16 protein-coding genes are annotated in these 12,910 nt (G+C 40.2%); 13 read left to right on the top strand and 3 right to left on the bottom strand.

Translation table 11 applies throughout. The features are described 5' to 3' along the window. Positions 1-123 precede the first annotated feature (123 nt). Positions 124-1,629, top strand: coding sequence for a mechanosensitive ion channel (locus tag BANA01_RS28045; protein WP_063255584.1), 1,506 nt, complete (start codon positions 124-126; stop codon positions 1,627-1,629). Between the two features lie 90 nt (positions 1,630-1,719). Continuing rightward, positions 1,720-3,021, top strand: a complete 1,302-nt coding sequence (locus BANA01_RS28050; protein WP_063255585.1) for a hemolysin family protein — start codon at positions 1,720-1,722, stop codon at positions 3,019-3,021. Positions 3,022-3,106: 85 nt separating this feature from the next. Here BANA01_RS28050 and BANA01_RS28055 read toward each other — a convergent pair whose 3' ends face one another. Continuing rightward, positions 3,107-3,841, bottom strand: a complete 735-nt coding sequence (locus tag BANA01_RS28055) for a hypothetical protein (RefSeq protein WP_063255586.1) — start codon at positions 3,839-3,841, stop codon at positions 3,107-3,109. Positions 3,842-4,133: 292 nt separating this feature from the next. Between BANA01_RS28055 and BANA01_RS29770 the strand changes: the two genes are divergently transcribed. The 5 genes from BANA01_RS29770 (at position 4,134) to BANA01_RS28070 (ending at position 6,843) form a co-directional block, all read left to right on the top strand. Then, positions 4,134-4,280, top strand: a complete 147-nt coding sequence (locus BANA01_RS29770; RefSeq protein WP_157411915.1) for a hypothetical protein — start codon at positions 4,134-4,136, stop codon at positions 4,278-4,280. 58 nt (positions 4,281-4,338) lie between these two features. Then, positions 4,339-4,725 (top strand): glucose starvation-inducible protein GsiB, encoded by a 387-nt coding sequence (gene gsiB / locus BANA01_RS28060; protein ID WP_063255587.1) that lies wholly within the window; start codon positions 4,339-4,341, stop codon positions 4,723-4,725. Positions 4,726-4,829: 104 nt separating this feature from the next. Further along, entirely contained in the window at positions 4,830-4,979 is a 150-nt protein-coding gene (locus BANA01_RS29775) for a hypothetical protein (RefSeq protein ID WP_157411916.1), read from the top strand. A gap of 153 nt (positions 4,980-5,132) precedes the next feature. Next, positions 5,133-6,284 (top strand): AI-2E family transporter, encoded by a 1,152-nt coding sequence (locus BANA01_RS28065; RefSeq protein WP_082799699.1) that lies wholly within the window; start codon positions 5,133-5,135, stop codon positions 6,282-6,284. A gap of 76 nt (positions 6,285-6,360) precedes the next feature. Further along, complete coding sequence (locus BANA01_RS28070) at positions 6,361-6,843, top strand: TraR/DksA C4-type zinc finger protein (RefSeq protein ID WP_063255588.1); 483 nt, start codon at positions 6,361-6,363, stop codon at positions 6,841-6,843. Positions 6,844-7,215: 372 nt separating this feature from the next. Here the strand turns inward: BANA01_RS28070 and BANA01_RS28075 are convergent, their stop codons facing one another. Continuing rightward, positions 7,216-7,482 (bottom strand): hypothetical protein, encoded by a 267-nt coding sequence (locus tag BANA01_RS28075; protein ID WP_063255589.1) that lies wholly within the window; start codon positions 7,480-7,482, stop codon positions 7,216-7,218. Between the two features lie 130 nt (positions 7,483-7,612). Between BANA01_RS28075 and BANA01_RS28080 the strand changes: the two genes are divergently transcribed. The 6 genes from BANA01_RS28080 to BANA01_RS28105 all read left to right on the top strand — a co-directional run bounded on the left by BANA01_RS28080 (position 7,613) and on the right by BANA01_RS28105 (position 12,061). Then, a complete protein-coding gene (locus tag BANA01_RS28080) occupies positions 7,613-8,545 on the top strand; it encodes a magnesium transporter CorA family protein (RefSeq protein ID WP_063255590.1) in 933 nt (310 codons plus the stop codon). A gap of 173 nt (positions 8,546-8,718) precedes the next feature. After that, positions 8,719-9,027, top strand: coding sequence for a hypothetical protein (locus BANA01_RS28085; RefSeq protein ID WP_063255591.1), 309 nt, complete (start codon positions 8,719-8,721; stop codon positions 9,025-9,027). 267 nt (positions 9,028-9,294) lie between these two features. Further along, positions 9,295-9,618, top strand: coding sequence for an anti-sigma factor antagonist (locus BANA01_RS28090; protein ID WP_063255592.1), 324 nt, complete (start codon positions 9,295-9,297; stop codon positions 9,616-9,618). Next, entirely contained in the window at positions 9,615-10,097 is a 483-nt protein-coding gene (gene rsbW, locus BANA01_RS28095; RefSeq protein WP_063255593.1) for an anti-sigma B factor RsbW, read from the top strand. Before BANA01_RS28090 ends, rsbW begins: the two co-directional genes overlap by 4 nt. Further along, complete coding sequence (gene sigB, locus BANA01_RS28100; RefSeq protein WP_063255594.1) at positions 10,063-10,854, top strand: RNA polymerase sigma factor SigB; 792 nt, start codon at positions 10,063-10,065, stop codon at positions 10,852-10,854. The genes rsbW and sigB overlap by 35 nt, the downstream gene beginning before the upstream one ends. Positions 10,855-10,921: 67 nt before the next feature. Next, on the top strand, positions 10,922-12,061 hold the full coding sequence (locus BANA01_RS28105; protein ID WP_063255596.1) for a PP2C family protein-serine/threonine phosphatase: 1,140 nt from the start codon (positions 10,922-10,924) through the stop codon (positions 12,059-12,061). A gap of 40 nt (positions 12,062-12,101) precedes the next feature. On the opposite strand, the gene BANA01_RS28110 is transcribed toward BANA01_RS28105, so the two are convergent. Then, positions 12,102-12,575 carry a Dps family protein gene (locus BANA01_RS28110; protein ID WP_063255595.1) on the bottom strand — a complete coding sequence of 158 codons (474 nt, stop codon included), beginning with the start codon at positions 12,573-12,575 and terminating at the stop codon, positions 12,102-12,104. Positions 12,576-12,910 lie beyond the last annotated feature (335 nt).

Raw genomic sequence — 12,910 nt, forward strand, 5'->3', positions numbered from 1 at the left:
GACAGGCAAAGACCGCCTGTCCCTGCGATGATTATTCAAAGAAGCTTCCCTTAGTGGAGCGCAAATCAACAGCCCAGTTTAACACAGCCTATCCATTAAAAAGTAGAAAAGGAGATAGGTAGAATGAATGTAAACGAAATGATGACAGGATGGTCCTCGTACTTTTACCAGCTTCCCAATCTATTATTTGCCCTTCTGGTTTTATTAGTTGGCTGGTTGATTGCTAAAAGCATTGGTAAAAGCGTGGAAGCCCTTTTAAGAAGAACAAAATTTGATGATAAGTTGTTTGCAAACGTTGGTTCAAGAAAGTATTCATCTGAAGTCATAATAGGAAAAATTGTTTATTATATCTTACTCGTTGTCGTTTGGATTATCTTTTTTAATATGCTTAACTTAAGCTTTATTGCGACGCCGCTCGTAGAAATGCTTTCGATGATTACAGCAGCGATTCCCAACGTTTTAAAAGCTGCCCTCATTTTACTTTTTGCATGGGGTGTTGCCTCGCTGCTTCGAATGCTATTTAAAAAGGGAGCTGCTCTCCTTCATTTAGAACGCCGTTTGGTTCAATGGAAGATCGCCATCAGTCAAAGTGAAGCGGTGAACAAGGTAAACGGTATCGCAAAGGCAATCTTCTATTTTGTCCTGTTACTATTTTTACCTGGAGTATTAGGAGCCCTACATATTGAAGGGGTTTCAGAACCATTTGCACATACGCTTTCAACCTTATTAGCTTTCATACCTAAGCTATTTGCGGCAGCCCTAATTGTGTTTGTTGGCTGGCTGATTGCAAAAATAGTTCGAGATATTTTAACTAACTTCTTAAGTAGTATTGGTACGGAAAAACTAGGTCAGCGCATCGGGATCGTCAAAACGACAGATTCGATAAGCCTTTCTAGCATCATTGGAAACATTGCGTTTATCTTAATCTTAATCCCTACCATTATTACAGCCTTAGAAAAACTTGAATTAAAAGGCATTTCTGATCCAGCCATCGCCATGCTGCAAGATGTTGTTTCGATTATTCCAAACATTGCGGTAGCCATTATTCTGATCTTAGTAGGAATCTGGATTGGTAAATGGGTGGAGAAGATCGTCACACAAATGCTTTGGCGCCTAAAGGTTGATAATGTCTTTACCCAAATGGGGCTCGGTTCACTTAAACCCGAGCAATCAACCTACACACTTTCTCAAATTATTGGAATGCTGGCTAAAATTGTCGTTGTTTTATTATTTGCTGTTGAAGCATTACAAATTGTTCAATTGGAGTTCCTCGTAGTTCTTGGAACGGCAGTGATTTCGTATTTACCGATGTTGTTTGCTGCACTGATTATCTTAGGAATTGGTTTATACCTAGGTAACTTAGTACAACGTATCTTACAAAATATTCTTAAGAACAGCTATTCTAGAACGCTAGCAGCCGTTGCGAAATATGCAATATTCTCGATTACCATCTTTATGGCATTAGATCAACTGGGTGTCGCACACTCCATCGTCAATGCTGCATTTATTCTCCTTTTAGGCGGATTGGCATTAGCTTTTGGACTTGCGTTCGGTCTTGGAGGAAAAGACTTTGCTTCCAAATACCTGCGTAAACTGGACAATAAAATCGATAACAAAATAATAGAATAAGAGATTCGTTGAAGCTTAACGAAACAATAACAATCCGGATCTACATGATTTCGGATTGTTATTTTTATACGAAGGGAGGAAGGCTATTCAATGACCATTGTAAATCTACTATTAATTGCTCTTTTAATCGCATTAACAGGTTTTTTTGTAGCGATAGAGTTTGCGATTGTAAAAGTACGTCCATCTAGGATTGATCAATTGATTACGGAAGGGAAAAAAGGTGCGGTTTCAGCGAAAAGAGTGGTAGATCATTTAGATGAATACCTATCAGCATGCCAGCTCGGTATAACGGTTACGGCCCTCGGACTGGGGTGGTTAGGAGAACCAACAGTCGAAAAAATAATTCATCCCTTATTTACAGTATTAAATATAAATGAATCTCTTGCACATCTTATCTCTTTTATCATTGCCTTCGCCTCCGTTACGTTTCTCCATGTCGTAGTCGGGGAGTTAGCGCCCAAAACGATTGCCATCCATAAAGCTGAGGCGGTAGCGCTTCTATTTGCAGCTCCCATCATAGGGTTTACTAAAGTGATGCGGCCATTTATTTGGGCATTAAACGGCTCTGCCAGGCTATTGGTCGGTATCTTTGGCTTAAAGCCGGAATCCGAACAAGAATTAGCTCATTCAGAAGAAGAGCTCCGTTTGCTTTTGTCAGAAAGCTATAAGAGGGGTGAAATCAATCAAAATGAATTAACCTATGTGAACAATATTTTTGAATTTGATGAGAGAATTGCAAAAGAAATCATGGTGCCGCGGACGGAGATCAGTTCGATTTCGATTACGGATACCATTGAAGAAGTTTTAAACAAGGTAAGAATGGAAAAGTATTCTCGGTATCCTGTCATTGAGGGGGACAAGGACAACATTATAGGGGTTCTTAATGTAAAAGTGTTGGTAACGGCCCAAATAATGGATAAAAATAATAAGGAAGAAGTGAGTCTAAGACCCTTCATTAAACCTGTGATTAAAGCAATTGAAACCATCCCCATCCATGACTTATTGGTGAGAATGCAAAAAGAACGCACTCAAATGGCTATCCTTGTTGATGAATACGGCGGTACATCAGGGTTAGTGACAGTTGAGGATATTATTGAGGAAATTGTTGGTGACGTCAGAGATGAATTTGATGCAGATGAAGTGGCAGAGATACAAAAAATTAAAGATAACCATTATTTATTGGATGGAAAAGTGTTAATTGAGGATGTGAATAGTTTACTCGGTACAAACATAACCGATGAAAGAATGGATACGATCGGCGGCTGGTTTCTAACACAAAACTTTGATGTTGATGTCGGGACAGAGGTTAAATTCGATGGATACCTGTTCAAAGTCCGTGAGGCGGTTGGGCACCATATTTTATATTTAGATGTTAAAAAATTTGTTAGCTGAACAAATGGAAAAACAACGTAAGGCACACGTCATTTTCGATAACGTGTGCCTTTTTATGTCGCGCAGCATGAAGTTGAACCTGCGCTTATTGTGATAATTGGTGCTCACTAATCGGCGTATGCTGGGAATCTTTCAGTTTTTCCTCCATGATTTGAATGTCATTTTTAAATAGCTTAGAAATGACGTCTTTTTCTCCGAATATCAGAATCTGATCGCCTTCGTGTATTTTTGTATGATAGATATTTTTTCTAAGTTTTAATTCGCCTCTTAAGATAAACAATACAACAAACTCTAACTGTTCATAATCATGAATCACTTGATTGATTTGTTTATGGAAGAGAGAGGATTCTTTATAGATATGAAGATTTAGCAGCTGGTCTTGTTTTTCGGACATAAAGATATCTCTTATGGGCAGATCACCAAGTTCAATGTTTTGTTTCAAGTCTTGCTTAAATAACTTGGTTAACTTGGTTTGCACAATCTTCAGCTTCAAAATGGCAAAAACCAGCAGAACAGCTCCCGCCGCATATAAGATTTCTTTCGTTTGAAGATCATCAGATAAAATTGTACTAATCGATGAAATGATAACAGCGAGTGAGAAGGCCCCAAACAGGATGAGAAAAGTGGCTAGTTTCCTGCGTACCGGGTGACCTAAAATCAGCTCAGACTCTCCCGTCGTAAAGCCTGTACCGGTCATCAACGAAATCACTTGGAACCTGGAAACCTCCAATTTGAGATCCGTCAGCCGAAATAGAATGACAAAAATTTCGATGACCGCTGTAATGATGATGAAATAGACCAGTAAGAAGAATAGATTCATTTTTTCACCTCTGGAATCAAAAAATGGGTTGGGGCTAGAAGGACCCCCAACCTTTTAATCAATGCATTTTCTTTTTAACTAGTTAAATACCCGTTTTGCGTTCCCTTAAACCTCTAATTAAATAACCTTCTGAAAAGATATTTCAATAGATTACAAGTATTTCATAAATATTAAACAGAGAAAAAGGAGTTTTAGAATGGTCATTAGGTGGTACTACATATGCATAGGTTACAAGTTAACCTGAATGATGAAAGTGTTAAGGTACGAATCAGATCGAAGGGAGGTAAAAAAAATGACTGAGCGTGTTAAAACGATGAAATCTACACCGCAATGCAATCGAGAGGATTCCTCTTATTTGATTAAAAGTAGTGTGAACCATGGAGAACAACCAGCACATTTTTACTTTTACGATCGAATAATGAGGCAGCATCCCAAGTAAAAAATGAAGAAGTTTGAGATAAAAGAATAAATAAAAAAACCTAAAGGAGGAAACAGAAATGGCTAGAAATAATGAGACAATGAGCAGGGAAGAAGCAGGACGTAAAGGCGGAGAGGCAACCTCAAATAACCACGATAAGGAATTTTACCAAGAAATTGGACGCAAAGGTGGAGAAGCCACCGCAGAAAACCATGATAAAGAGTTTTATCAAGAAATTGGCCAAAAAGGCGGAGAAGCCACCGCAGAAAATCATGATAAAGAATTCTATCAAGAAATTGGGCGCAAGGGTGGAGAGGCCACCGCAGAAAATCATGATAAAGAATTCTATCAAGAAATTGGACGCAAAGGTGGAGAAGCCACCTCAGAGAACCATGATAAAGAATTTTATCAAGAGATTGGCCAAAAAGGTGGAGAAGCGCGTAGTAACCAACGTGATAACGACTAACCCGTTAGGAATGAGAATGTCCGATCTATTGGAATAAAAAAGAAGCTTGTGCAAATTTGTACAAGCTTCTTTTCTTGAAACGGGATTTAAAGGAGGTCTTTTAGATGAAACGAATTTTATCGATGAAAGGACTTTTAACGGTTTTAGGAATGGGCGTGTCGGTCGCAAAGTGGTTAGCTCATAAACCAAACAGAATGAAAGTAAAAAGTATTCTCGGAAAATTGAATATCACACCTACACTTGATAAGAAATAACCATTTCCTAATAGGATGAGAGGAAATCAAAAGACGTGCGGTGCTCCGCATGTCTTTTTGTGTGATCAACTATTTTTGTAAATGTGGGATTAGCTTCGGTAAAGAAAGGGTATTTACTCGTAAAGGGTTTTGCTGATGGGAGGTGAGAGGGACATGCTGCAAACAAAGGCGTTTCGATTTGGTTACGGTCTTTTGCTTATTTTTTTACTTATTTTTATTGCAATGAAAATTAATTTTATTTTCCAGCCTGTCTTTTTACTTTTCCAAACACTGTTTTTCCCCTTCTTGTTTGCCGGGGTGCTTTATTACTTGTTTCGCCCGCTGGTAAATTATCTGCAGTTAAAAAATATTCCAAGACCATTTTCGATCCTGTTGATCTATTTACTATTCGGTCTGTTAATCGCCTTATTAATCTATTTTGGCGGACCCGTTCTGAAAGAGCAAATGAAGAGTTTCGTCGATAGCACGCCGCAACTCATGGAGGCGATACCGGACAAATTGACTGAGCTTGAGCAGAGTAAATGGATCAATCAGTTGCAGGAAAATGACAGTGTTGATGTAGGAAAGGCTTCTGAAGCCATTACAAAGTCGGTTTCTTCGAGTCTCTCTACGATTGGAACAAATTTCATGAATATTATCGGGGTGCTTGCAAGTATTGTAATCGTCTTTATGACGGTTCCGTTTATTCTCTATTACATGTTAAAAGAAGGCGAAAAGGCGCCACAGCAGATTCTTCGTTTATTGCCGGCTCAGCAGCAGAAAAATGGACGAAAAATATTAGCAGATTTAGATGAAGCGCTCAGTTCCTATATACAAGGCCAAGTTCTTGTTAGTTTTTGTATAGGAGTCATGCTTTATATCGGTTATTTGCTTATTGACCTTGACTACTCCCTTCTTGTTGCGATTTTTGCCATGTTTACCAATGTGATCCCGTTTATCGGTCCGATTCTTGCGACGATTCCTGCAGTGGTTATTGCGTCGATTGATTCACCGATGATGGTGGTAAAAGTCCTCATGGTTATGATTGTCGTCCAACAGATTGAAGGACACATTATATCACCTCAGGTAATGGGAAAAAAGTTAGAGATCCATCCGCTCACGATCATATCCTTGTTACTGGCAGCAGGACGAATTGGAGGGGTTCTCGGGTTAATCATCGCGGTTCCTGTGTATGCGGTTATAAAGGTGATTGCCCATCATACCTATCGGTTATGGAAGCTAAGAAAAGAAAAATCAATAGAAGAAAAAATCATCAAGGGAGAAAACAACGATGAAACGAAGTCATACAATGATGCCATTTTTTAACTGGATGTGGATACAAAGTTTCATGTCTATACATGAATGGGTAAATAACAGGAAAGAAGTTAGGGAGGGAAAATAAATGTTATCAAAAAAAGAGTTAGCATATTTTGAGAAAAAGTTATTACAACTGAAAGAAGAAACCATTCAAATGGCAGAGGCCAATGAGCCTCTATCGTTCGAGGATTACGGTGAATTAACAAGCTATGATAATCATTTTGCAGATACAGCCACACAATTAGAAGAACGGGAAAAACAAAGGGTTTTACATGAGACAGCAAACAATCTTCTGCAAGAAGTGAACGAGGCTTTAGACCGGATTAAAACAGGAACGTATGGCGTTTGTGTCGATACAGGAGAACCCATTTCCTATGAAAGGCTTAAAGCCCTGCCGTATGCCAAACGAACGGTAGAAGCGCAAAAAGAGCTGGAGAAAGAGAATGTGAATGAGGCAAGCATTCCGGAGGATCCGTCATTCTTAACCCCGGAGGACGATGTAAGAGGAGATAAGCGAATTCAGGTCGTGGATGAACTGATAAGCGTGCATGGTAACTCATCGTCATAATAAATGGATATGCTGCTATGGATTGACGATCCAGTAATGAGCGAAAGAAAATTAAGCGGAGAATTTCCGGTTAAATGCAGAATGGAGGCTGTTTTGGGGTTCTTAAGGGGAGGTTTTCCGGATAAGCCAAGCAATCTTATCCAATTTCACGTATTTCAGGTCAATAGGCGGAATCTCTCCGCTTATTCAGGTTATTTTTATTAGTTATAACCAAATAAGCGGGATTTTTCCGTCTATTAAGATTCTTAAAATCACCCATAACCTTTAACACAGCCATAAAAGATGTCTTCTTTTCGAGAGAAAGGAAGACATCTTTAATTTGAAGAGAAAATAAAAAAGGGTTGGGGTGCTAAGCCCCCAACCACTGCTCAATTATTGAATTTTCTCATTGTAAAATTGAACCCCATACTGTGCTCCCTCGCTCACCATATCGTTATCAGGGAAATCCTTCGGGTGCGGATTCCCTGCCTTTTCAATGGGAAGCTGCTCTGATTTAGCGTATACGTTCGGTATCACCTTATTTTTTAAGTCTCTTAACATACTTTCAGCTTTAATTCGATTAGGTTTGTTTGATAGCCATACGGCCGACGCTCCAATTCCAACTGCCACCAGTGAGCTCATACTTAGGACCTTATTCATTATGAAAACCTCCTTAGAATTTGAACTTGCTTTTTACATACCCGTTTCATTACTCTATGAAACATTTTTTTACGTTTGGTTAACTCTTTTTAAGGGAATCAAAGGGTTGACCTAGAGAGGTGGGATAAGTGTGGAGAGAAATTTCAATTTTGATCAATGGAAATGGGTTCAATTAAATAAGAATGAGCTGAATACGGTATGGGATCAGGAGACCATGCTATCGAAATGGTTAATGAATGTTCGGAAAAATAACAACAATTGCGTAAAAGTGCATGGGATGATTGATGGGGAAAGAGTGGTGAATGGGTCACTCATTTATAGACAAAATGTTGATGAGGAAGAAGACCATGAGATTTTTCATTTCTATATAACAAGTAATACTTTATTTACGGTTGATTTAGAATTGACCTCTTTTAATGAACTTGATTCAGAAGTCATGGTGCGGCAGCTAAATAAAGCGGAGAATGCAGTGGATGGCTTTTTATTTTTGCTGGGAGAACTAGTTAATGACTTACTGGCCGAGATTGACCAATTTGAAGAATCACTCTATAAGTTGATGTGGGGTGTGAAAAAGAGGAATGAAATGCGGATTTTGGAACATATCTTTCGTCAGCGCCATGAACTGTTGGTTTGCAAAAATCTGTTGATTCCCATTCAAGAGCTGAAAATGGCGATAGATGAAACAAACTTTCCAAACGTCAACGACGGAGAAATTTTTACTCGGACCTGTAAACGGATCGACCGGGCAATGGTGTTACTGCGGGAGTATGAGCAGGAGTTAGACTCGGTGATCCATTTAGAAGAGGTCATATCCTCCCATCGCGGAAATGAAATTATGAAAACACTAACGGTTCTGACCACCATCTTTACTCCTATCATGGCATTTGGAGCGCTATGGGGAATGAATTTTAAACATATGCCTGAGCTCGAGTGGAAGTATGGGTACCTCATTTCAATCCTATTAATCGTCTTGTCCACCGCTCTACTCTATGGATACTTAAAAACAAAGGGCTGGACAGGGGATCTATTAAAAGGGAAAAAGAAAGGTTCGTTTTTTCATTGAAAAGGTTTGATCCTTGTCCTAAGGGGTATAACACTATCAAGGTTAGCAACGACGCTAACCTAATGAATATTGCTAGAGTAGAAAGAGGGTGGTTGAAGTATGTGGTTGCGTGTTCGGTAAAACCGATAGGTATGAAAAACAGCAATCTGACAAGTTAAAAGGAGGAAACAATCATGGAAAAAAATTATGTTGATGACACGGCAACGGGTTCATTAAGACGTAAAGATGATAATGTAAATCGTGACATTTACGAAAAAGGCCGAACGGGATATAACGATAATGAAGATCCTTCTATGAAAAAACAAGAGTTCCCTGGCGATGAGATTGTGGAAGATTTAAGAGAACTTTCACGTCAGCAAGGGCAAAGAGGCGGAGACCCATCCTTTATAAGTGGCGAAAATGTCCAACAAGAGAATGACAGGCAAAGGTATGGGGATTCGATTTCCAAGAATGCCGATAAGGAAATTCAACGAAGCACTTGAGAATCAAACAAAGAATCGCAAAATAAAAGTAACGATTAAAATCGTTACGGATTCTTAATCTATCATACACTGCCTTTACTATATAAAAGAGGCTTGCACAAAGAGTGCAAGCCTTTTTTTGTGTGAGAAATTTACTAGGAAGTTGGCACTATTCGTAACTCTGCCTAATTTTGGTATAATGCTAAAAAAATATTTTTTAAAAAATAGGTTTAACTTTTTCAAAAACGGGTATGTAACACAGTAAATATTTCAGAGGGTGATGATGGGATGAAAATTAATATTGAAGAACATCAGAATGATAAGGAAATGTTCGTGTCGGTTACGGGAGAAATCGATGCTTATACAGCACCAAAACTTCGTGAGGAGCTATTACCGCTCTCAGAAGGCCAAGGTAAAACGATTACCGTCAATTTGAAGGATGTTTCCTATATGGATAGTACGGGATTAGGCGTATTTGTCGGATTGTTCAAGCAGCTGAGCAAAAATGAGGGAGAACTAAGGTTAGTCGAATTATCGGATCGATTGGTTCGACTTTTTGAACTGACAGGATTGAGTAAAATTATGAATATATCAGAGGACAGGGGTCGATGAAAAACGTGATGGATTATGTTGAAATGAAGTTTCCGGCGAAAGCGGAATATGTTGGTGTCATTCGATTAACCATTTCAGGCATTGCCAGCCGTATGGGTTATACATATGAGCAAATTGAGGATATTAAAATTGCTGTTAGTGAAGCTTGCACAAATGCGGTGCAGCATGCCTATCCGGAAGATGAAGTCGGAGAAGTGATTGTCGGCTTTGGTATTTACGAGGATAAGTTAGAAATGATGGTTGCTGATAACGGTCAAAGTTTTAACTTTTTAAAGACAAAAGAGGAATTAGGTCCTTATACAGAGTCAAGTACCATCGATCAACTATCAGAGGGAGGGTTAGGTCTCTTTCTAATCGAAACGCTCATGGATGAAGTCCGTGTGTTGAATCGTTCTGGAGTAACGGTCTTCATGGTGAAGTATCTAGGCGAGGAGCGTGAAAGTCATGACAAAGCCACCTCAGACCGCGAAACGAACTAAGGAAGAAACCTATGCATTGATCCGAGACTATCAGGAGAACGAGAGTGAGAGTGCCCAGATCCAGTTAGTTGAACAATACACCAATCTGATCGGGAGCATTGCAAGAAAATATTCAAAAGGAAGAAATTTGCATGAAGATATCATGCAGGTAGGGATGATTGGTTTATTATCCAGCATTAGACGTTTCGACCCTAGCACCGGAAACCCATTCGAGGCCTATTTAATTCCAATGGTAATTGGTGAAATTAAACGTTTTTTAAGGGACAAGACATGGGATGTTCATGTACCTCGACGAATTAAAGAAACGTGGCCAAAATTAAATGCAGCTGTGGAAGAACTGACCAATCGCTTGCAGCGCTCACCAAAAATACATGAAATCGCTGAGCATTTAGGGATTTCTGAAGAAGAAGTCCTCGAAACGATGGAATTAGGAAAAGGGTATCAAACGGCGTCTGTGGACCAAACGATTGAAACCAGTTCCGACGGCAGCGGGGTTACCGCGTTAGATGTCATCGGGTCAGAAGACAAAGGGTATGAAAGAGTTGATCAGCAGATGCTGGTTCAGAGTGCCCTTCATGTATTGGACGAAAGGGAAAAGCAAATTATTCAATGGACCTTTATTGAAAATAAAAGTCAACGTGAAGTGGGAGAATCCCTGGGAATTTCGCAAATGCATGTATCCCGACTGCAAAAAAAGGCAATTGAGAAATTGCGCAAGGCACTTGCCGGTAACAACTATCAGGATAGACTAAACTAGTCGGTGCCTGTCACCGAAGAAGGAGTCAGGCTCATCTTTTAAAAAAAGGGAGGGAAGCCATATGCCAATGAAGATTGTCGTTGTAGATGATAATAAAACAAACCTAATCATTGTCGAGAAAATCCTGAGGAAAGCCGGCTATAATAGGTTGCTTTTGCTGTCATCTGCAGCGGATTTATATCAATATTTACAGCTCGATTCACCGAATCCTGGTGAAGTCGCGGTCGACCTCATCCTAATGGATTTGATGATGCCAGAAATTGATGGAATTGAAGCCTGCAGGAAAGTCTTGGCCAATGAGCGGTTCTCGGATCTGCCGATTATTTTTGTTACGGCGATGGGCGACTCGAATATAATGGCTGAGGCGATGGATGCGGGAGCCCTCGATTATGTCATGAAACCGATTAATAAAATCGAGCTCCTCGCTCGAATTCGGTCAGTACTAAGGCTAAAGCAGGAAAAAGACCTGCGGAAGGAACGAGACAGACGAATTCAATATGATCTCGACCTGGCCAGACAGGTGCAGCGAAGTATGCTCTCAGGGCCGCTGCAGGAAAAGGATGTCAGCATTTCGGCCGTGTACAGGCCAACCTTCGAGCTTGCTGGTGATTTCTATGCCTGGTATCAGATTAGTCCGAGCCAATATGGAGTGATTTTGCTTGATATGATGGGTCACGGGATTTCCTCCTCACTTGTAGGGATGTACATATATTCCGCGTTAAAGGATAGTATTACGGGAATCGTTGATCCGGAAAAGGTCATGAAGGAACTGAACCGTCGAATGCTTCAACTACATACACCTGATAGTTTAATGAACTATTACTTTACGGCGATTTATTTTGTGTTAGATACGGAAAAGCAAACGATTGAATACGTCAATGCAGGTCATCCTTCGGGGATTGCTATTGTGGATGAGGAACCGAAAATGTTAACAGAAGGTTCCTGTGCGCTCGGGTTTTTTGAGGAGATTGAGGTCACCAAAGGGGTGATTCCTTATCGCGATTCCGCTCGAATCCTGCTGTTTACGGATGGGCTATCCGAATGGCTGGAGGAGAAATATGAGGATGCGACCGATAAGCTGATTACCTCCTTACAAGCTGTAGACATGGGAGATCCGGCAGCATTACTTCATCAACTGCAGCCAGGCTGGGAACTTGTAAATCCTCCGAAAGACGATATGTGTATGGTCTTAATTACTACAAATTAAAAGGGGTGTCAGCACGGCGGCTGACACCCAATTTTTATGATTACTCCGCAAGATACGCTTCAAACATCCATCTATGCTTTTCTAACGAGGTACGAATGTGAACGAGCAAGTCTTCAGTAGGCTGGTCTTCATTTTCTTCGGCAAGGGCGATTCCTTCTGTCAGCTCATTACAAATCATGTCAAAATCATCTGCCAGCGATTGAACCATTTGCTTGGCATCTTCCTCGCCTGTTGCTTCCTTCAGAGTGGTAAGTTCCAGAATCTCCGTAAGGGTTGCGACCGGTAATGCCCGTTGTGCAAGCATTCTTTCTGCAATGGTATCAAGATGCAAGGCCGCTTCCTTGTAAAGTTCCTCAAATTTAAGGTGCAGGGTGAAGAAGTTCTCTCCTTTTACGTACCAGTGGAAATGGTGCAGCTTCATATGAAGAACAGAAAAGTTCGCCACCTGTCTGTTGAGTGCTTCGGATAACGTTTTTTCTTTGGATTTTGATTTTGTTTTTGTAGAAGTTGCCATAGTTAATACCTCCTGGTTTTTGGTGTACCAGTTATATACCCTGGTGACTTACAGTTGAAACTATTAAAATTTTCATAGGTTTTATTAAAGACAAATTTGATAGGTTGGGTGGGGAAATGTCCTTCATGAGGGTGATGAAGGATGAATCTTGCTAGGAGGAGTGGGGAAGTGTCCTTCATGAGGGTGGTGAAGGACAAATCTTGCTAGTTGGAGTGGGGAAATGTCCTTCATGAGGGTGGTGAAGGACAAATCTTGCTAGGAGGAGTGGGGAAGTGTCCTTCATGAGGATGATGAAGGACAAATCTTGCTAGGAAGAGAGGGGAAATGTCCTTCAT

The organism is Neobacillus niacini NBRC 15566, assembly GCF_001591505.1.
GTDB lineage: Bacteria > Bacillota > Bacilli > Bacillales > Cytobacillaceae > Neobacillus > Neobacillus niacini.